Below are 18,799 nucleotides of genomic sequence, written 5' to 3' on the forward strand. Positions count from 1 at the left end.
TGCCACCCCTGGTGGCACGCGCGCCTTTGTTCCCGAGACGCTGAGCCATGAATACGGTAGATGCCAAGCGGGTCCTGGAAACTGCATTGATCTGCGCGCCGCAGCCTGTCACGCTGCGTGAGCTGCGCTCGCTGTTCGATGACGTGCTGGGCTCCGACACGCTGAAGGACCTGCTGCTGGACCTGCAGAAGGACTGGGCGCAAAAGGGCGTGGAGCTGGTGCAGGTGGCGTCCGGGTGGCGCTTCCAGAGCCGGCCCGAGATGCGGGTGTACCTGGACCGGCTGCATCCCGAAAAGCCGCCACGCTACACCCGTGCGACCCTGGAGACGCTGGCCATCATCGCCTACCGTCAGCCGGTGACGCGCGGTGATATCGAGGACATACGCGGTGTGACGGTCAACAGCCTGCTGATCAAGCAACTGGAAGACCGGGGCTGGATCGAGGTGATTGGCCACCGGGAAACCGTGGGCCGGCCCTCTTTGTTTGCCACCACGCGCCAGTTTCTGGACGACCTGGGCCTGCAGTCGCTGGACCAGTTGCCCATGCTTGAGGAGCCCGAATCCCAGCAAAGCCTGTTCAAGGCGCTGGAGGAGTCGGGCGAGCCTGAGGTGCAAGAGAGTGCGCCAGCCGGTGACGCCCCGCCGACCGAAGGCTGGGGTCCCGACGAAGTGCCGCCAGTCATCGGCGCGCAGGACGTGGGCGAGGAATTGCTGGATCAGGTGCCGTTGCAGGCCGATGAGACGGAGCTGCCGGAGCTGGTCGAGGACGGTGAGGACAACGCCCTTGCCGCTCTCTTGCCAGAGGCGCCCTCGGGCGAGCCTGAGACACCGGATGGGACAGATGCCGCGAGTGCCGCAGAAGCTGCGCAGACCGCAGACACAGCGGAAAAAGCGGACACCGCGGATACGACAGACACAACGGATACGGACGGCGCTGCACTGCAGGCCGAAGAAGGAAAGCCATGACGGGTAGTGATATCTCCAAGGACCAGGACGCCCAGCCGGCGTCCGACGAGGCTGGCGCACAGCGCAAGGCCCGCCCCGCGCGCTCGCGCGCTCCCAAGGCCGAGTCCCGGCCTGGCGCCAGGCCTGCGCGCAAGCCGCGCCCGGCCGCCGAGGCGGTGCCTGCCGAAGACACCGTGCAGGAGCTGGTGACGGCTGATGCATCAGAGTCAAGCGACTCAGGGTCTGCCGAAGGCTACGGTTTTGCGGACGTCATCTCGGGCGAGCTCGACGCCGCCGAAGAGCGCGACGATGCCGCGCCTGCCAAGCGCGTGCTGCTGCCCCAGGTCGATTCGCCCAAGCTGCACAAGGTGCTGGCCCAGGCCGGGCTGGGATCGCGCCTTGAAATGGAGCAGCTCATTCTTGAAGGCCGCATCTCGGTCAACAACGAGCCTGCCCACGTGGGCCAGCGCATCCAGTTCGGCGACCAGATCAAGGTCAATGGCCAGCCCATCCGCTTTCGCATCGATCCGCCGCCGGCGCGTGTCATCGCCTACCACAAGCCCGTGGGTGAAGTCGTCACGCACGACGATCCCCAGAACCGCCCCACGGTGTTCCGCAAGCTGCCGCGCCTGCAGCATGGCAAATGGCAGTCCGTTGGCCGCCTGGACCTGAACACCGAAGGCCTGCTGCTGTTCACCAGCTCGGGCGAACTGGCCAACTCCCTGATGCACCCGCGCTTCGGTCTGGAGCGCGAGTACGCGGCCCGCGTGCTGGGCGCGCTCAGCAAGGAAGAAAAGCAGCGCCTGACCGATGGCGTGCAGCTGGAAGACGGCGTGGCCGCCTTCGGCTCCATCGAGGATGGCGGCGGCGAAGGCGCCAACTGCTGGTACCGCGTGACCATTTCCGAAGGCCGCAACCGCGAAGTGCGCCGCATGTTCGAGGCGGTGGGCCATGCCGTGAGCCGGCTGATCCGCATCCGCTATGGCGCCATGGTGCTTCCGCGCGGCCTCAAGCGCGGCGCCTGGGTGGAGCTGGACCAGGCCGACATCCAGTCCCTGGCCTCCGCGGCAGGCATGCAGGCGCGTGCGCCTGCTGCACCCAAGCCCGCGGCCGGAGGCCGCCGTGGTGGCCCGGCCGACCGCAACACCGTTCGCCGCGAAGGCGGCGGCCGCTATTTCGACGGCAATCGCCCGGCACCCAATGCCATGCTGGACGGCCCGCGTGCCAAGCCCGCTGCCAAGGGGGGCAAGGCGGAGGGCGGCCAGGGCAGAGGGCAGGGCGGTGCAGGCGGGCGTGGCAAGACAGGTGGCAGCCAGCAGCCCGATCCGATGCGTACATCGGTGGGCTACATCGGCTCCGACAGCCTGTCGCGTGCACGCCAGAACGCCAAGCGCAAGCCGGGAGGGCGCCGCTGAAATACGGCGGTCAGCCTCCCCTTTGGCAGCACCATGTCATCAAGGACTTTGATGGCACAGCTAGAATCAACGGTTTTGTCCAATTGACAAAAATCCATAGTAACCCTGATTAGGAACCATTCAAATGGCCATCGAACGCACTCTTTCCATCATCAAGCCCGACGCCGTTGCCAAGAACGTGATCGGCCAGATCTACGCTCGCTTCGAGGCCGCCGGCCTGAAGGTCATCGCCGCCAAGATGGTGCACCTGTCGCGCGGCGAAGCCGAGCAGTTCTACGGCGTCCACAAGGAGCGTCCCTTCTTCAAGGACCTGGTGGACTTCATGATCTCCGGCCCCGTGATGATCCAGGCCCTGGAAGGCGAGAACGCCATCCTGAAGAACCGTGAACTGATGGGCGCCACCGACCCCAAGAAGGCTGAGAAGGGCACGATCCGCGCCGACTTCGCCGACAGCATCGACGCCAACGCCGTGCACGGCTCTGACGCCGCTGAAACTGCAGCCGTGGAAGTGGCATTCTTCTTCCCCGGCATGAACGTCTACTCGCGCTGATCCCCGCGTCTTCCGCGGCCGTCATGGTCTGTCCGGTGCAGGCCATGCCTGCCGCGGAAGAGCCGAGAGCGGCGTGGCACCGGCCTGCCGACATGAATACCAATTTGCTAGATTTTGATCTCGACGGACTGGCCGCTTATTGCGAACAGCTCGGCGAGAAGCGTTTCCGCGCAACGCAGCTGTTCCGCTGGATCCACCAGCGAGGCGCCAGCGATTTCGACCAGATGAGCGATCTGGCCAAGTCCCTGCGCGAAAAGCTCAAGGCGCGTGCCCACATCACGGCCCTGCCGGTTCTGACCGAGCATGTGTCTGCCGATGGAACGGTCAAGTGGCTGTTCGACGTGGGGGACGGCAATGCCGTCGAATCCGTTTTCATTCCCGAAGATGACCGGGGCACGCTGTGCGTGTCGTCCCAGGCCGGCTGTGCCGTGGGCTGCCGCTTCTGCTCCACGGGTCACCAGGGCTTCAGCCGCAACCTCAGCACGGGCGAGATCCTGGCCCAGCTCTGGTATGCCGAGCATGCGCTGCGCAAGCGCCTGGGCACGGGTGGCGAGCGCGTCATCTCCAACGTGGTGATGATGGGCATGGGCGAGCCGCTGCAGAACTACACGGCCCTGGTGCCGGCGCTGCGCGTGATGCTGGATGACCATGGCTACGGCCTCTCGCGCCGCCGCGTGACCGTGTCCACCTCGGGCGTGGTCCCGATGATCGACAGGCTGTCGCAGGACTGCGCCGTGGCCATGGCCGTGTCGCTGCATGCGCCCAACGACGAGCTGCGCGACCCGCTGGTGCCGCTGAACCGCAAGTACCCCATCCACGAGCTGCTCGATGCCTGCGAGCGCTACCTGGAGTTCGCGCCGCGTGATTTCATCACGTTCGAATATTGCATGCTCGATGGCGTCAATGATCAGCCCGAGCATGCGCGCCAACTGATAGAGTTGGTCCGCGCACGTGGCGACGGCCGCAGCTGGTGCAAGTTCAACCTGATTCCGTTCAACCCCTTCCCGGCCTCGGGCCTGCTGCGTTCACCTGCAGCGCGGGTGACGGAGTTCGCCAGCCTGCTGAGCAATGCCGGCATTGTGACCACGGTGCGCAAGACACGTGGCGACGACATCGACGCAGCCTGCGGACAGCTGGCTGGCGATGTCAAGGACCGCACGCGCGCTGCCGAGCGCATGGCAAAGCAGCGCACCATTGTTCTCAAGCAGATGCCTTGAGAGGACCTACGGAACAAAGGGACAGTTCATGAAGTCAGTGGCTCGGCGGCTGCGATCGGGGGGTATCGGTGGATGCATGCGCTGGGCAGTGCCGGTGCTGGTCCTTGCCTTGGCCGGCTGCGCCGGCAAGCAACCTTTGGTGCCTTCGGCGAATTCAGGCTCCGGCAATGCTTCGTCCGTCTCCAATGCCTCGATGGCCTCGGCCGCCGAGGTCGATCCCCGTCGCCGCGCGGCCATTCGCCTGGAGCTGGCGGCTTCCTACTTCCAGGCCGGCCGCATCGATGTGGCCCTGGAAGAGGTAAACCAGGCGCTGGCCTCCGACCCCGGTTCCGCCGATGGCTATGGACTGCTGGCCCTGATCTACATGCGCAACCAGGACTGGGACCAGGCCGATGCCAGCCTGCGCAAGGCCATGTCGCTGCGCCCCCAGGACGGTGACCTGCAGCACAACTACGGATGGCTGCTGTGCCAGCGCAAGCAGTATGTGCAGGCCCAGGAATGGCTGGACAAGGCACTGGCCCAGCCCGGCTACCTGGAGCGTCCCAAGACATGGATGGCCAAGGGGCTGTGCCTGCAGCAGGCCGGTCTGCTGGTCGAGGCCCAGCAGGCGCTGCTCAAGGGCTATGAACTCGATGCCGCCAACCCGGTGATAGCCTATCACCTGAGCAATGTGATGCTGCAGGGGGGCGACGCCAAGAGGGCGCAGTTCTATATCCGCCGCCTCAACAGCAGCCCCCAGTCCAACGCGGAAAGCCTGTGGCTGGGCATCAAGATAGAGAGGGCGCTGCAGCAATCTGCAGCGATGCGGCAGCTGGCCGACCAGCTGCACCAGCGCTTCCCGGAGTCCCGCCAATGGCTGGCCTACGAGCGTGGAGCATTCAATGAGTGAGGTGTTGGCGGTGCATGACGAAGCAGGTACGCAAGGCGAGAACGCCAAAACTTCCATGACGGCGGGCACGCTGCTGCGCCAGGCGCGCGAGGCGGCAGGCCTGTCGCTGGCCGGACTGGCGGCGGCGCTCAAGGTGCCGGCACCCAAGCTGGAGGCCCTCGAGGCGGATGACTATGCCGCCTTCCAGGACCATGTCTTCATGCGGGCCCTGGCACAAAGCGTCTGCCGCACGCTGCGCGTGGACTCGGCCTCGGTGCTGGCCCTGCTGCCGCGCACCCAGCTCAAGAGCCTGGCCGATGATCGCGGCAGCATCAATGCCACGTTCAAGGAGCGCTCCTTCAAGGCCACCGGAACACCGCTGGGCCGCGAAAACGGTTCGCGCAAGGTCGCCATCATCGTGCTGCTGCTGCTGGCGGCCGCCGCCGCCGTGTACTTCCTGCCCAAGCACGAAGGCGATGCCGAGGAGCCGCAGGCCGGCTCTTCCGACGCCGCTGCCCTGGTGTCGCCGGCCGCAACCGTGTCCGAGCCCGTGGCTGCCCAGGAGCCTGTGGCGCCCGCAGTGACGGCGCCAGCCTCCGAAGGGGCGGCGCCTGCAGCGCCTGCAGCCACGCCAGCCGTCCAGGCGCCTGCAGCAGCGGCTCCCGCAGCCGGCGTGCCTGGCGATGTGCCCGCCGATGCCGCAGCGGCGACTCCTGTAACCCAGGCCGCGCAAACGCCTGGTGGCGTGCTGGTCATGAAGGCCAGCGCACAATCGTGGGTGCAGGTCAAGGATGCCAACGGCCGCGTGGTGCTGCAAAAGACGCTGGCGGCAGGTGAGTCGGTTGGCGCCGAAGGTGCGCTGCCGCTGTCTGTCATCGTCGGCAATGCCAGCGGCACCGAAGTGCGCGTCCGTGGTGAGCTGCTGGAAGTGGCCAAGACCACCCGTGACAACGTGGCCCGCTTTGAGGTGAAGTGACCGTGCAAGATTTCCTATCCACGCAGCAGCCGATAGCGATTGCCTCGCCGCTGCCGCGCAAGTCCCGCCAGGCCCGCGTGGTCTGGCGCAACAATGTCGTCACCGTGGGCGGCGATGCGCCTGTGCGCGTGCAGTCCATGACCAACATCGATACGGTGGACGCGGTCGAGACGGCCATACAGGTGCGCCAGCTGGCCCAGGCCGGCTCGGAGATGGTGCGCATCACCGTCAACACGCCCGAGGCAGCCGCTGCCGTGCCCTACATCCGCGAGCAGCTCGACCGCATGGGCGAGTACGTGCCGCTGGTGGGCGACTTCCACTACAACGGCCACCGCCTGCTCACCGAATACCCGGCCTGCGCCGAGGCGCTGTCCAAGTACCGCATCAACCCCGGCAACGTCGGCAAGGGCGAGAAAAAGGACAAGCAGTTCGGCCAGATGATCGAGGCGGCAGCCCGCTACGACAAGGCCGTGCGCATCGGTGTCAACTGGGGTTCGCTGGACCAGGAGCTGATGGCGCGCCTGATGGACGAGAACTCGCGCCGCGCCCAGCCCTGGGATACGCGCCAGGTCATGTTCGAGGCGCTGATCTCCTCGGCTGTCGATTCCGCGCGCCTGGCCGAGTCCATGGGGCTGAACGGCGACAACATCATCCTGTCGTGCAAGGTCAGCGGCGTGCAGGACCTGATCTCGGTCTACCGGGCCCTTGCGCAGCGCTGCGACTATGCGCTGCACCTGGGCCTGACCGAGGCCGGCATGGGCACCAAGGGCACGGTGGCCTCGGCTGCCGCGCTGTCCGTGCTGCTGCAGGAAGGCATTGGCGACACCATCCGCGTCTCGCTCACGCCCCAGCCCGGCGAGGCGCGCACGCAGGAAGTGGTGGTTGCCTCCGAAATCCTGCAGGCCCTGGGCCTGCGCGTTTTCGTGCCCAGCGTCACGGCCTGCCCTGGCTGCGGCCGCACCACCAGTACCACCTTCCAGGAGCTGGCCAAGCGCATCGACGACTACCTGCGCGGCCAGATGCCGCTGTGGCGCATGAAGTACCCCGGCGTCGAGGCCATGAAGGTGGCCGTGATGGGCTGCATCGTCAACGGCCCTGGCGAGAGCAAGCACGCCAATATCGGCATCAGCCTGCCCGGGACGGGCGAGGCGCCCGCTGCCCCCGTCTACATTGACGGCGAGAAGGCGTTGACGCTGCGCGGCGAGCGCATTGCCGAGGAATTCCAGACCCTGGTCGAAGACTATGTGGCGCGCACCTATGGCGCCACCGCTGCCGCACCCGCCTGAGCGGCTGCGCCAGGCATTGCAGTTATTGCAAAATAGATAGCACACCACGCTTTGTTTCATGGGGTCTCACGCGGAATGCGCGTGGGGGCATGGAGCGCAAAAGGCGGGGTCCGCTCCTGTTTCCGAGCATTCATCGAACGAGAACAACGTGGCCAAACCCGAAAAACTCTCCGCCGTCAAAGGCATGAACGACATTCTTCCCGCCGAGTCCGCTCGCTGGGAATGGCTGGAGGCGCAGGTGCGCGAGCTGATGGCGCGCTTTGCCTACCGCAACGTGCGCACGCCCATCGTCGAGCACACGCAACTGTTCGTGCGCGGCATCGGCGAGGTGACGGACATCGTCGAAAAGGAGATGTACTCCTTCGAGGACAAGCTCAATGGCGAGCGCCTGACGCTGCGCCCAGAAGGCACGGCGAGCCTGGTGCGCGCCACCATCGAAAACAACCTGCTGTACGACGGCGGCAAGCGCATGTGGTACATGGGGCCCATGTTCCGCCACGAGCGCCCGCAGCGCGGCCGCTACCGCCAGTTCCACCAGATCGGTGCCGAGGCCCTGGGCTTTGCCGGCCCCGATGTCGATGCCGAGCTCATTTTGCTGGCCGTCTCCCTGTGGAAGCAGCTGGGCCTGACGCAGTGGCGCCTGGAAATCAACAGCCTGGGCCAGCCCGAGGAGCGCCAGGCCCACCGCCAGGCCCTGATCGCCTACCTGGAGCAGCACCAGGACGTGATGGACGAAGAGGCCAGGCGCCGCATGTACAGCAACCCGCTGCGCGTGCTGGACACCAAGAATCCCGCCATGCAGGCCATGGTCAACGGCGCGCCGCGCCTGCTGGACTTCCTGGGCGAGGGCTCGCTGGCCCACTTCGACGGACTCAAGGCCATCCTGGACGCCAATGGCGTGCCCTGGACCGTGAATCCGCGCCTGGTGCGCGGCCTGGACTACTACAACCTCACGGTGTTCGAGTTCATCACCGACATGCTGGGCGCGCAGGGCACCATCTGCGCCGGCGGCCGCTACGACTACCTGATCGAGCAGGTGGGCGGCAAGAGCGCGCCGGCCGTGGGCTGGGCGCTGGGGGTGGAGCGCGTGCTGGAGCTCGTCAAGGAGCTGGGCGCCGACATCCCCGCGCCCACGCTGCATGCCTACGCCATCGTTCCCGACGTGTCGGCCATGCCCGTGGCCCTGCGCACCCTGCAGCAACTGCGCGAGGCCGGCGTGCGCGTGCAGATGCATGCGGCCAGCGCCGAAGGCCTGGGCAGCATGAAGTCGCAGTTCAAGAAGGCCGACGCCAGTGGCGCGCATTTCGCATTGATCTTCGGCTCCGACGAGCTGCAGCAGGGCCTGGTCACCGTCAAGTCGCTGCGCGACGGCACGGGCCAGCAGGTGCAGCAAGCCCTGGCCGATGCGGCCCAATGGGCTGCCACCCTACAATCGGCGGTTTGACCGTCATCCGCAGCTTTCCAGGCCACCGCTCCAGCGGCGTCCTCCATACACAAGGCGACACAGGCGATTCATGGCAAACCATTTCGATCTCGAAGAACAAGAGCAGATAGAGCAGCTCAAGCATTTCTGGAATACCTGGGGCACGTTGATCACGGGTGTGCTCGTGGTCATCTTTGTCGGCTTTGCCGGCTGGAATGGCTACCAGTACTGGGAAAAGCGCCAGGCCACCCAGGCTGCCGCTCTGGCGCATGCCGTCGATGTGGCGCTGTCAGGCAAGGATGCGGCGCGCGCCGGCCAGGCCTTTGCCGATCTCAAGGACAAGTACGCCGGCACCACGCAGGCAGCCCAGGCCGGCCTGCTGCTGGCCAAGGCTGCAGTGGACGAAGGCAGGCTCGATGATGCCAAGGCAGCCCTGACCTGGGTGGCCGACAAGGGCGACGAAGGCTACAAGGCCCTGGCCAAGCTGCGCCTGAGCGCCGTGCTGGAGCAGCAAAAGCAGTACGACGAAGCCCTGAAGGCGCTGGATGGCAGCATGCCCGAATCCTTCGCCGGCATCGTGGCCGACCGCCGCGGTGACATTCTTGCGGCCCAGGGCAAGACGGCCGAGGCCATCGACGCCTACCAGCGCGCCCATGCGCTCCTGGACAAGGGCGTGGACTACGGACGCCTGATCGAATTCAAGCTCAACGCCCTGGGCGCCACGCCCACCGTGCTGGCACAGGCCAAGACTTCGACCTCGGAGAAGCAACCTTGAAAACTTCGGCAGATCAACTGATGGCAATCTCGCGCCCGCGTGGCGTTGCGCGCTGGATGGCTCTGGGCCTGCTGGCCGGTGCCCTGGGCGGCTGCTCCACGGTCTCCTCGTGGTTCAGCAGCGACACCAAGCCCAAGCCCAAGGAACTGGGGGCCAACCCCGGCCTGCTGGCAGTGCACCAGGCCTGGACGGCCAAGCTGGGCGCCGAAGTGCCGCTGGCCACCGACATCCATGTGCAGGGTGACACGCTGCTGATCGCGGCCAAGGACGGCAGCGTCACGGCCCTCGATGCGCGCAATGGCAGCCAGCTGTCGCGCTTCACCGTTGGCGAGCCGCTGACTGCCGGCGTGGGTGGCGACGCCCAGCGCCAGGCCGTGCTCACGCGCAGCAACCAGGTCATCGTCTACTCGCAAGGCAAGCAGCTGTGGAAGCAGCCGCTGCCCGCAGCCGCCTACACGCCGCCGCTGGTGGCGGGCGGCCGCGTCTTCGTGCTGGCGGCCGACCGCTCGCTGGCCGCATTCGATGCCGGCAATGGCCGCAAGCTGTGGACCGCGCAGCGCCCTGGCGAACCGCTGGTGCTGCGCCAGCCCGGCGTTCTGATCGCCGTGGGCAACACCCTGGTGGCCGGCCTGTCGGGCCGCATGGTGGGCATCGATCCCGACACGGGTGCCGTGCGCTGGGAGGCCCCGCTGGCCAGCCCGCGCGGCACCAATGACGTGGAGCGCCTGGTGGACCTCGTCGGCCGCGTCAGCCGTGTCGGCGACAGCGTCTGCGCGCGCGCCTTCCAGGCTGCCGTGGGCTGTGTGGATACGCAAAATGCATCGGTGCGCTGGACCCAGCCGTCCAAGGGTGCCGACGGCATCGACGGCGATGGCGAGACCGTGTTCGGCGCCGAAAGCAATGGCACCGTCCAGGCCTGGCGCCGCGGCGACGGCTCGCGCGTGTGGTCCATCGACCAGTTGCAGCACCGCCGCCTGACGGCGCCGTTGATGCTGGGCCGTTCGGTGGTGTTTGGTGATGACTATGGTGTGGTGCACCTGCTGTCCAAGACGGACGGACAGGCGCTGGCACGATTGAAGACGGACGACTCCGGTGTGGCCTCGCCCCCGGTATCGGCTGCCAATACGCTGGTGGTGGTAAGCCGCAGCGGAACTGTGTACGGCTTCCGGCCGGATTGATAGGTATTTTCGGGAATGAAGCCAGTTATTGCCCTGGTAGGGCGACCCAATGTGGGCAAATCGACGCTGTTCAATCGGCTGACCAAGTCGAGGGATGCAATCGTCGCGGATTTCGCGGGCCTCACGCGTGACCGCCACTATGGACAGGGCCGCCAGGGCAAGCACGAATACATCGTGATCGACACCGGCGGCTTCGAGCCTGATGCATCCAGCGGTATCTTCAAGGAGATGGCGCGCCAGACGCAGCAGGCCGTGGCCGAGGCAGACGTCGTGGTCTTCGTCGTCGATGCGCGCCTGGGCATGTCTGCCCAGGACCATGACATCGCCAAGTACCTGCGCCGCCTGGGCAAGCCCTGCGTGCTCGTGGCCAACAAGGCCGAGGGCATGAAGGAAGGCGTGCAGCTGACCGAGTTCTACGAACTGGGCCTGGGCGAAGTGCTGCCGGTTTCCGCCGCGCACGGACAGGGTGTGCGCGGCCTGGTCGACCTGGCCCTGGGCCAGCTCAACCTGCCCGAACCCGAGGAAGACGACCCCTTCGACGATGTGGCCCAGAAGCCCATCCGCCTCACCGTGGCCGGCCGCCCCAACGTCGGCAAGTCCACGCTGATCAACACCTGGCTGGGCGAGGAGCGACTGGTCGCCTTCGACATGCCGGGCACCACGCGCGATGCCATCTCCGTGCCCTTCGAGCGCGCCGGGCAGAAGTTCGAACTCATCGACACGGCAGGCCTGCGCCGCAAGGGGCGGGTGTTCGAGGCCATCGAGAAGTTCTCCGTCGTCAAGACGCTGCAGGCCATCGAGAGCGCCAACGTCGTGCTGCTGCTCATCGATGCCACGCAGGGCGTGACCGACCAGGATGCGCACATTGCCGGCTACGTGCTGGAAAGCGGCCGCGCCGTGGTGCTGGCCGTGAACAAATGGGATGCGGTGGACGACTACCAGCGCCAGATGCTGGAGCGCTCGATCGAGACGCGCCTGTCCTTCCTGAAGTTCGCTCCCATGCACTTCATCTCGGCCGAAAAGCGCCAGGGCCTGGGTCCGCTGTGGAACTCCATCATCCAGGCGCACAAGGCAGCCACCTGCAAGATGCCCACGCCGGTGCTCACGCGCCTGCTGATGGAAGCCGTGCAGTTCCAGACGCCCAAGAAGACAGGCATCTACCGACCCAAGATGCGTTACGCGCACCAGGGCGGCATGAACCCGCCGGTCATCGTCATACACGGCAATTCGCTCGAGCATGTGACGGAGGCCTACAAGCGCTTCCTCGAAGGGCGGTTCCGCAAGGAATTCAATTTGGTCGGCACGCCGTTGCGGATCGAGTTGAAAACCTCTCATAATCCTTTCGCCGACAAGGACAAATAACAAGCCACGGAATTTGGGGAAAACCCTTGTGCAGACAGGGGGCCCAAAACACTGTGGTAAGGTGTCGGTTTACAACAACACTCTTCGAACACGGAGAATATCGTGAGCAACAAAGGCCAACTCCTCCAAGACCCGTTCCTGAACGCGCTGCGCCGCGAACATGTGCCGGTGTCCATCTACCTCGTCAACGGCATCAAGCTGCAAGGCCAGATCGAATCCTTCGACCAGTACGTGGTTCTGCTTCGCAACACCGTCACCCAGATGGTTTACAAGCACGCCATCTCCACCATTGTTCCCGGCCGCGCCGTGAACTTCTCCACGGCCGAAGCTGCCGGCAGCGACGCCAGCGCTTGAGCTCGCTGCGCCCTGATGCCTCCCCGCACAGCCGGGGAGCTTCCTCACCCTTCGGGAGAGGTTTTTCTTGAGTTCTGAATCTTTTGACCGGTCCACGCCAACGCCAGTGCTGCTGGTGGGCGTGGATTTCGGCTTTCCCCATTTCGATGGCGAGTTGGAAGAGCTGGGCCTGCTGGCCGGCACGGCCGGCCTGCGTCCCGTTGCACGCCTGACCTGCAAGCGCAAGGTGCCCGATGCGGCGCTGTTCGTGGGCAGCGGCAAGGCCGACGAAATCCGCATGCTCGCCCAGATGCACGGTGCCCAGGAAGTGCTGTTCGACCAGGCCCTGAGCCCGGCCCAGCAGCGCAATCTGGAGCGCCATCTGCAGATGCCGGTCAACGACCGCACCCTGTTGATCCTGGAGATCTTCGCCCAGCGCGCCCGCAGCCATGAAGGCAAGCTGCAGGTGGAGCTGGCGCGCCTGCAATACGTGGCCACGCGCCTCGTGCGCCGCTGGACCCACCTGGAGCGCCAGATGGGCGGCATCGGCGGGCGCGGCGGCCCTGGCGAAAAGCAGATCGAGCTGGATCGCCGCATGATCGACGAATCGATCAAGCGCACCAAGGAGCGGCTGCTGAAGGTCAAGAAGCAACGCGCCACGCAGCGCCGCCGGCGCGAGCGCCATGGCATCTTCAACATCTCGCTGGTCGGCTACACCAATGCCGGCAAATCCACGCTGTTCAACGCGCTGGTGAAGGCGCGGGCCTATGCGGCCGACCAGTTGTTCGCCACGCTGGACACGACCACGCGCCAGCTGTATTTGAACGAGGCCCGGCAATCGGTGTCCCTGTCGGACACCGTGGGCTTCATCCGCGACCTGCCGCACGGCCTGGTCGATGCATTCCAGGCCACGTTGCAGGAGGCGATCGATGCCGATCTTCTGCTGCATGTGGTTGACGCCTCCAATCCGAATTTCCCGGAACAAATCCAACAAGTCCAGAAAGTTCTGAAGGAAATCGGTGCCCAGGAGGTGCCTCTGGTACTGGTTTTCAACAAGCTCGATGCCGTCGATGAAGAGCGGCTTCCAGCGCAGTTGCAGGACCAGTACGAGCTTGACGGGCTACCTGTTTCACGGGTGTTTGTCAGCGCCCGCTCCGGTGAGGGGCTGCCGCAGCTGCGGCAGCTGCTGGCCGACCACGCACTGCGCGCAGAAGCGGAATACGCCGAAGCGCATGGTGGTGAAGAGCGGGGCGAAGGGGAGGTGGATGGCGCGATGCCCCCTGGGCAGGACGCCGAATACTAGGGGCTAGCGCCCTGATTGGGCAAAATGCCGATTGGGTCCCTGTCTTTACCGAAGAAACCGAGACTTCTCGCATGAATCTTTCACAACGCGCCCATCGCTGGGCGATGCTGCCGCAGCGCCTTCGCGGGATGTTCAACCTGAATGATCCGCGCTGGGGACGTGGCGACGACAAGAACGACGATGCCTCGCGCCCCGATGCCGACCGTCCCGCTGCGCCGCCGCCTGCGGAACCCGCACGCGACAACCGCGACAGCCGTGACAACCGTCCCTCCTCGGGTGGGGGTGGCCAGCCGCCGGATCTGGACGAGCTGTGGCGTGACCTCAACCGCAAGCTTTCGGGCCTGTTCGGCGGCAAGCCGGGCGGTGGCCGCGGGCAGCCGCCCGTGCGCAATGGCGGTGGCAGCCAGCCGCCGGACATGCGCAGTGCCGGCATGGGCGTGGGCCTGATTGCCGGCATTGCCTTCATCATCTGGATGGGCACGGGCATCTTCATCGTCCAGGAAGGCCAGCAGGCCGTCATCACCCAGTTCGGCAAGTACAAGAGCACGGTGGGTGCCGGCATCAACTGGCGCCTGCCGTACCCGATCCAGCGCCATGAACTGGTGTTCGTGACGCAGATCCGCTCGGCCGACGTGGGGCGCGACACCATCATCAAGAGCACGGGCCTGCGCGAGTCGGCCATGCTCACCGAGGACGAGAACATCGTCGAGATCAAGTTCGCCGTCCAGTACCGTCTGAGCGACGCGCGTGCCTGGCTGTTCGAGAGCAAGAACCCGTCCGAGGCCGTGGTCCAGGCTGCCGAGACCGCCGTGCGCGAAGTCGTCGGCAAGATGAAGATGGACACGGCGCTGGCCGAGGAGCGAGACCAGATCGCGCCGCGCGTGCGCGACCTGATGCAGACCATCCTGGACCGCTACAAGGTGGGCGTGGAAGTCGTGGGCATCAACCTGCAGCAAGGCGGCGTGCGTCCGCCCGAGCAGGTGCAGGCCGCCTTCGACGACGTGCTGCGTGCCGGCCAGGAGCGCGAGCGCGCCAAGAACGAGGCCCAGGCCTATGCCAACGACGTGGTGCCCCGCGCAGCCGGCTCGGCGGCACGTCTGCTGGAAGAGGCCAATGGCTACAAGGCCCGCATCGTGGCCCAGGCCCAGGGTGATGCGCAGCGCTTCAGCTCGGTGTTCACCGAGTACCAGAAGGCGCCCCAGGTCACGCGCGACCGCATGTATCTGGAAACCATGCAGCAGATCTACGGCAACGTGACCAAGGTGCTGGTGGAATCGCGCCAGGGCTCCAACCTGCTGTACCTGCCGCTGGACAAGATCATGCAAGGCGTGAGCGGCAATGTGCCGGCAGCCGATGGCTCGGCTGCCCCCGGCACCCAGGCGCCTGCGCCTGCCGCCATTCCCGGCCTTTCGAACGATGCGCGCAGCCGCGACAGCAGTCGCAGCCGTGACCGCGAAGCACGCTGAGGAGCAGCCCAAGTGAACCGAGTTGGATTTTTCATCACCAGCATTCTTCTGGCGCTGGCGCTGCTCAGCTCCATGCTGTTCGTCGTCGATCAGCGCCAGTTCGGCGTGGTCTATGCCCTGGGTCAGATCAAGGAAGTGATCACCGAGCCGGGCCTGAACATCAAGATGCCGCCGCCGTTCCAGAACGTGCGCTACATCGACAAGCGCCTGCTCACACTGGACAGCACCGACACCGAGCCCATGCTCACTGCCGAAAAGCAGCGCGTGGTCATCGACTGGTACGTGCGCTGGCGCATCTCCGATCCGTCGGAGTACATCCGCAACGTGGGCCTGGATGAGTCGGCCGGTGCCATGCAGCTCAACCGCGTGGTGCGCAACGCCTTCCAGGAGGAAATCAACCGCCGCACCGTGCGCGAGCTTCTGTCCAGCAAGCGCGACGCGCTGATGAACGACGTCAAGCGCGAAGTGCTGGAGACCGTGCGCGGCGCCAAGCCCTGGGGCGTGGACGTGGTCGATGTGCGCATCACGCGCGTGGACTATGCCGAGACCATCACGGAATCGGTCTATCGCCGCATGGAGGCCGAACGCAAGCGCGTGGCCAACGAGCTGCGCTCCACCGGCGCCGCCGAAGGCGAGAAGATCCGCGCCGAGGCCGATCGCCAGCGCGAGATCACCATCGCCAACGCCTACCGCGATGCCCAGAAGCTCAAGGGCGAGGGCGACGCGGAAGCCGCCCGCACCTATGCCGACGCCTTTGGCAAGGACCCGCAGTTCGCGCAGTTCTACCGCAGCCTGGAGGCCTACAAGTCCAGCTTTGCCAAGAAGAGCGACGTGCTTGTGCTCGATCCTTCGCAGACCGACTTCTTCAAGGCCTACCGCAACGGCGGCAGCTCTGGAAAGTAAGAACGCCTGAGCGGCAACGCCGCCCGGCCCATGCACGGCGCCCCTGTTGGGGCGCCGTTTTTTCTTGCGCTGCCGCTGGCGCCCGCACACCGAATCGATTCGGAATACCGAACGCTCCTCGCGGGCCTTGGGACACCCCCAATTTGGGCTGGCCCGCAACAGCCGGTAGAATCACGTTTTTAACAGCCTCCCCCTTTTTCCATGTCTGCTTGGGTCCTGCCGGATCACATCGCCGATGTCTTGCCTTCCGAGGCCCGGCACATCGAAGAATTGCGTCGAGGCCTGCTCGATACCGCACGTGGCTATGGCTATGAACTGGTCATGCCGCCCATGCTGGAGTACCTCGAATCCCTGCTCACCGGCACAGGGGAGGCGCTGGACCTGCAGACCTGCAAGCTCATCGACCAGCTGACGGGCCGCACCATGGGCCTGCGTGCCGATACCACGCAGCAGGTGGCTCGCATCGACGCCCATCTGCTCAACCGCAAGGGCCTCACGCGCCTGTGCTACTGCGGCCCCGTCGTCCATGCCCGCCCTGATCGTCCCCGCGCAACGCGCGAGCCGCTGCAGTTCGGTGCCGAAATCTACGGCCACCAGGGCATGGAAGCCGACCTGGAGGCACTGCACCTGGCGCTGGACTGCCTGCGCAGCGCGGGCGTCACCGACATCAACGTCGATCTGGCCGATGTGCGCATCGTGCGCAGCCTGCTGGCTGGCGTGATGGTGGACATGCAGGTGCTGCGCGGCGTGCATGCCGCGCTGGCCGCCAAGGATGCGAGCGAACTCGAGCGCCTCACCCGGGACTTCCCCATCGCCTCGCGCGAAGGCCTGATGGCCTTGCTGCAGCTGTACGGCGGCATCGAGGTGCTGGACCGCGCCGAGAAGCTGCTGGCGCGCACGGCAGGCGTGCAGCCTCTGCTGGACCAACTGCGCTGGCTTGCCCAGCGCCTGGAAGGCGTGAACGTGAGCTTTGATCTGGCCGATCTGCGCGGCTATGCCTACTACAGCGGCACGCGCTTCGCCATCTATGTTCCGGGTGCCAGCGACGCGCTGGTGCGCGGCGGCCGTTATGACGAGGTGGGCGCGGTCTTCGGCCGCAACCGGCCCGCCGCCGGCTTCAGCCTGGACATCAAGCAGCTCGTGGCCGTCGTGCCCGAGCGCCCGCTCAAGGCTGCCATCCGTGCGCCCTGGGGCGACGATCCCCAGGTGGCAGCCGCCATCGCGGCATTGCGCCGGCAGGGCGAGACCGTGGTCTGCGTGCTGCCAGGCCATGAAAGCGAAGTGGACGAGTTCCACTGCGACCGTGAGCTCGTGCAGGTTGCCGGGCAGTGGGCCGTGCAAGCCATCTGACGCATTTGTCAATTTCTTCGGATTTCATCGGATTTGAATATGAAAGCTACCAAAGGTCGCAACGTGGTCGTGGTCGGCACCCAGTGGGGTGACGAAGGCAAGGGCAAGCTGGTGGACTGGCTGACCGAAAGCGCCCAGGGCGTGGTCCGCTTCCAGGGTGGCCACAATGCGGGCCACACGCTGGTCATCAATGGTGTGAAGACCGCGCTGCACCTGATTCCCAGCGGCATCATGCGCCCCGGCGTGAAGTGCTATATCGGCAACGGCGTGGTGCTGTCGGCCGCCAAGCTGTTCGAGGAAATCGAAGGCCTGGAGAAGGCCGGCGTGCAAGTGCGCGACCGCCTGCGGGTGTCCGAAGCCTGCCCGCTGATCCTGCCTTTCCACTCGGCGCTGGACGTGGCGCGCGAAGCGGCGCGCGAGCAGGGCGGCGCCGAGAAGATCGGCACCACCGGCCGTGGCATCGGCCCCGCCTACGAAGACAAGATTGCCCGCCGCGCACTGCGCGTGCAGGACCTCAAGTACCCCGAGCGCTTCGCCACCAAGCTGCGCGAACTGCTGGCCCTGCACAACCACATCCTGGTCAACGTGCTGGGCTCGAAGAACTTCACCTTCGGTGACGCGCTCAAGCCGTACATCAAGGATGGCGAAGTGCAATTCGACGCGGTGTACGAAGAGGCCATGCGCCATGCGGAGCTGCTCAAGCCCATGATGGCCGATGTCTCCCGCGAGCTGAACGCCGCGCACGCCGAAGGCGCCAACCTGCTGTTCGAAGGCGCGCAGGGCACGCTGCTGGACGTGGACCACGGCACCTATCCCTACGTCACCTCGTCCAATTGCGTCGCCGGCAATGCGGCTGCAGGCTCGGGCGTGGGCCCCGGCATGCTGCACTACATCCTGGGCATCACCAAGGCCTACTGCACCCGCGTGGGCGGCGGTCCTTTCCCCACCGAACTGGATTGGGAAAAGGAAGGCACGCCGGGCTGGCACATGAGCACCGTGGGCGCCGAAAAGGGCGTGACCACCGGCCGCTCGCGCCGCTGCGGCTGGTTCGACGCCGCGCTGCTCAAGCGCAGCGCCCAGGTCAACGGCCTGTCGGGCCTGTGCATCACCAAGCTCGACGTGCTCGACGGCCTGCAGGAACTGCTGCTGTGCGTGGGCTATGAGCTGGACGGCGAAAAGATCGACCTGCTGCCCATGGGCGCCGACGAGATCGCCCGCTGCAAGCCCATCTATGAATCCATCCCCGGCTGGACCGATTCCACCGTGGGCGTGACCGACTACGACAAGCTGCCGGCCAATGCCCGCCGCTATCTGGAGCGCATCGAGGAAGTGACGGGCGTGCCCATCGCCATGGTTTCGACCAGCCCCGACCGGGATCACACCATCCTGATGCAAAACCCCTACGCCGCCCAGTGAACTGCTGGCGGCTGAACCCCAAGATTGAACCAGG

The 18,799-nt window shown here is 65.9% G+C and carries 17 protein-coding genes; all 17 read left to right on the forward strand.

What is annotated here, in order from left to right; all coding sequences use genetic code 11:
• Window positions 1-47 precede the first annotated feature (47 nt).
• The 17 genes from scpB to G4D77_RS25145 all read left to right on the forward strand — a co-directional run bounded on the left by scpB (window position 48) and on the right by G4D77_RS25145 (window position 18,765).
• Complete coding sequence (scpB, locus tag G4D77_RS25065) at window positions 48-965, forward strand: SMC-Scp complex subunit ScpB (RefSeq protein WP_061287452.1); 918 nt, start codon at window positions 48-50, stop codon at window positions 963-965.
• Window positions 962-2,359: a pseudouridine synthase gene (locus G4D77_RS25070; RefSeq protein WP_074920964.1), complete on the forward strand. Its 1,398-nt coding sequence runs from the start codon at window positions 962-964 to the stop codon at window positions 2,357-2,359. Before scpB ends, G4D77_RS25070 begins: the two co-directional genes overlap by 4 nt.
• A 124-nt stretch (window positions 2,360-2,483) precedes the next feature.
• Entirely contained in the window at window positions 2,484-2,909 is a 426-nt protein-coding gene (ndk, locus tag G4D77_RS25075) for a nucleoside-diphosphate kinase (RefSeq protein WP_016447563.1), read from the forward strand.
• Window positions 2,910-3,001: 92 nt separating this feature from the next.
• Window positions 3,002-4,126 carry a dual-specificity RNA methyltransferase RlmN gene (gene rlmN / locus G4D77_RS25080; RefSeq protein WP_154833799.1) on the forward strand — a complete coding sequence of 375 codons (1,125 nt, stop codon included), beginning with the start codon at window positions 3,002-3,004 and terminating at the stop codon, window positions 4,124-4,126.
• A gap of 28 nt (window positions 4,127-4,154) precedes the next feature.
• Window positions 4,155-5,015: a type IV pilus biogenesis/stability protein PilW gene (pilW, locus tag G4D77_RS25085; protein ID WP_174538864.1), complete on the forward strand. Its 861-nt coding sequence runs from the start codon at window positions 4,155-4,157 to the stop codon at window positions 5,013-5,015.
• Window positions 5,008-5,970, forward strand: coding sequence for a RodZ domain-containing protein (locus tag G4D77_RS25090; RefSeq protein ID WP_016447560.1), 963 nt, complete (start codon window positions 5,008-5,010; stop codon window positions 5,968-5,970). Before pilW ends, G4D77_RS25090 begins: the two co-directional genes overlap by 8 nt.
• A gap of 2 nt (window positions 5,971-5,972) precedes the next feature.
• Window positions 5,973-7,256, forward strand: a complete 1,284-nt coding sequence (gene ispG, locus G4D77_RS25095) for a flavodoxin-dependent (E)-4-hydroxy-3-methylbut-2-enyl-diphosphate synthase (protein ID WP_213757752.1) — start codon at window positions 5,973-5,975, stop codon at window positions 7,254-7,256.
• 184 nt (window positions 7,257-7,440) lie between these two features.
• Complete coding sequence (gene hisS, locus G4D77_RS25100) at window positions 7,441-8,700, forward strand: histidine--tRNA ligase (protein ID WP_212646543.1); 1,260 nt, start codon at window positions 7,441-7,443, stop codon at window positions 8,698-8,700.
• Window positions 8,701-8,770: 70 nt separating this feature from the next.
• Complete coding sequence (locus tag G4D77_RS25105) at window positions 8,771-9,454, forward strand: YfgM family protein (RefSeq protein ID WP_016447557.1); 684 nt, start codon at window positions 8,771-8,773, stop codon at window positions 9,452-9,454.
• Between the two features lie 20 nt (window positions 9,455-9,474).
• Window positions 9,475-10,632 (forward strand): outer membrane protein assembly factor BamB, encoded by a 1,158-nt coding sequence (bamB, locus tag G4D77_RS25110; protein ID WP_154833800.1) that lies wholly within the window; start codon window positions 9,475-9,477, stop codon window positions 10,630-10,632.
• Between the two features lie 15 nt (window positions 10,633-10,647).
• Window positions 10,648-11,994 carry a ribosome biogenesis GTPase Der gene (der, locus tag G4D77_RS25115; protein ID WP_016447555.1) on the forward strand — a complete coding sequence of 449 codons (1,347 nt, stop codon included), beginning with the start codon at window positions 10,648-10,650 and terminating at the stop codon, window positions 11,992-11,994.
• Between the two features lie 102 nt (window positions 11,995-12,096).
• Window positions 12,097-12,348, forward strand: a complete 252-nt coding sequence (gene hfq, locus G4D77_RS25120; RefSeq protein ID WP_012206813.1) for an RNA chaperone Hfq — start codon at window positions 12,097-12,099, stop codon at window positions 12,346-12,348.
• A 67-nt stretch (window positions 12,349-12,415) separates the two neighbouring features.
• Window positions 12,416-13,630 (forward strand): GTPase HflX, encoded by a 1,215-nt coding sequence (gene hflX, locus G4D77_RS25125; protein ID WP_016447554.1) that lies wholly within the window; start codon window positions 12,416-12,418, stop codon window positions 13,628-13,630.
• A 71-nt stretch (window positions 13,631-13,701) separates the two neighbouring features.
• Complete coding sequence (hflK, locus tag G4D77_RS25130; protein WP_061287454.1) at window positions 13,702-15,096, forward strand: FtsH protease activity modulator HflK; 1,395 nt, start codon at window positions 13,702-13,704, stop codon at window positions 15,094-15,096.
• A gap of 12 nt (window positions 15,097-15,108) precedes the next feature.
• Window positions 15,109-15,999 (forward strand): protease modulator HflC, encoded by an 891-nt coding sequence (hflC, locus tag G4D77_RS25135; protein ID WP_016447552.1) that lies wholly within the window; start codon window positions 15,109-15,111, stop codon window positions 15,997-15,999.
• A 201-nt stretch (window positions 16,000-16,200) separates the two neighbouring features.
• Complete coding sequence (locus tag G4D77_RS25140; protein ID WP_034364148.1) at window positions 16,201-17,349, forward strand: ATP phosphoribosyltransferase regulatory subunit; 1,149 nt, start codon at window positions 16,201-16,203, stop codon at window positions 17,347-17,349.
• Window positions 17,350-17,388: 39 nt separating this feature from the next.
• The gene (locus tag G4D77_RS25145; protein ID WP_043790770.1) at window positions 17,389-18,765 is read left to right on the forward strand and encodes an adenylosuccinate synthase; all 1,377 of its coding nucleotides are present in this window, start codon (window positions 17,389-17,391) and stop codon (window positions 18,763-18,765) included.
• The last annotated feature ends 34 nt before the right edge of the window (window positions 18,766-18,799 follow it).

It is taken from the genome of Delftia sp. WY8 (assembly GCF_018437695.1).
GTDB classification, from domain to species: Bacteria; Pseudomonadota; Gammaproteobacteria; order Burkholderiales; family Burkholderiaceae_C; genus Comamonas; species Comamonas tsuruhatensis.

Excerpts from the sequence above, each read along its gene's own strand:
- G4D77_RS25145 (WP_043790770.1), top strand. The coding sequence starts at position 17,389 with ATGAAAGCTACCAAAGGTCGCAACGTGGTCGTGGTCGGCACCCAGTGG.
- bamB (WP_154833800.1), top strand. The coding sequence starts at position 9,475 with ATGGCAATCTCGCGCCCGCGTGGCGTTGCGCGCTGGATGGCTCTGGGC.
- rlmN (WP_154833799.1), top strand. The coding sequence starts at position 3,002 with ATGAATACCAATTTGCTAGATTTTGATCTCGACGGACTGGCCGCTTAT.
- G4D77_RS25105 (WP_016447557.1), top strand. The coding sequence starts at position 8,771 with ATGGCAAACCATTTCGATCTCGAAGAACAAGAGCAGATAGAGCAGCTC.
- scpB (WP_061287452.1), top strand. The coding sequence starts at position 48 with ATGAATACGGTAGATGCCAAGCGGGTCCTGGAAACTGCATTGATCTGC.
- hisS (WP_212646543.1), top strand. The coding sequence starts at position 7,441 with ATGAACGACATTCTTCCCGCCGAGTCCGCTCGCTGGGAATGGCTGGAG.
- ndk (WP_016447563.1), top strand. The coding sequence starts at position 2,484 with ATGGCCATCGAACGCACTCTTTCCATCATCAAGCCCGACGCCGTTGCC.
- G4D77_RS25090 (WP_016447560.1), top strand. The coding sequence starts at position 5,008 with ATGAGTGAGGTGTTGGCGGTGCATGACGAAGCAGGTACGCAAGGCGAG.
- der (WP_016447555.1), top strand. The coding sequence starts at position 10,648 with ATGAAGCCAGTTATTGCCCTGGTAGGGCGACCCAATGTGGGCAAATCG.
- G4D77_RS25140 (WP_034364148.1), top strand. The coding sequence starts at position 16,201 with ATGTCTGCTTGGGTCCTGCCGGATCACATCGCCGATGTCTTGCCTTCC.
- G4D77_RS25070 (WP_074920964.1), top strand. The coding sequence starts at position 962 with ATGACGGGTAGTGATATCTCCAAGGACCAGGACGCCCAGCCGGCGTCC.
- pilW (WP_174538864.1), top strand. The coding sequence starts at position 4,155 with ATGAAGTCAGTGGCTCGGCGGCTGCGATCGGGGGGTATCGGTGGATGC.
- hflK (WP_061287454.1), top strand. The coding sequence starts at position 13,702 with ATGAATCTTTCACAACGCGCCCATCGCTGGGCGATGCTGCCGCAGCGC.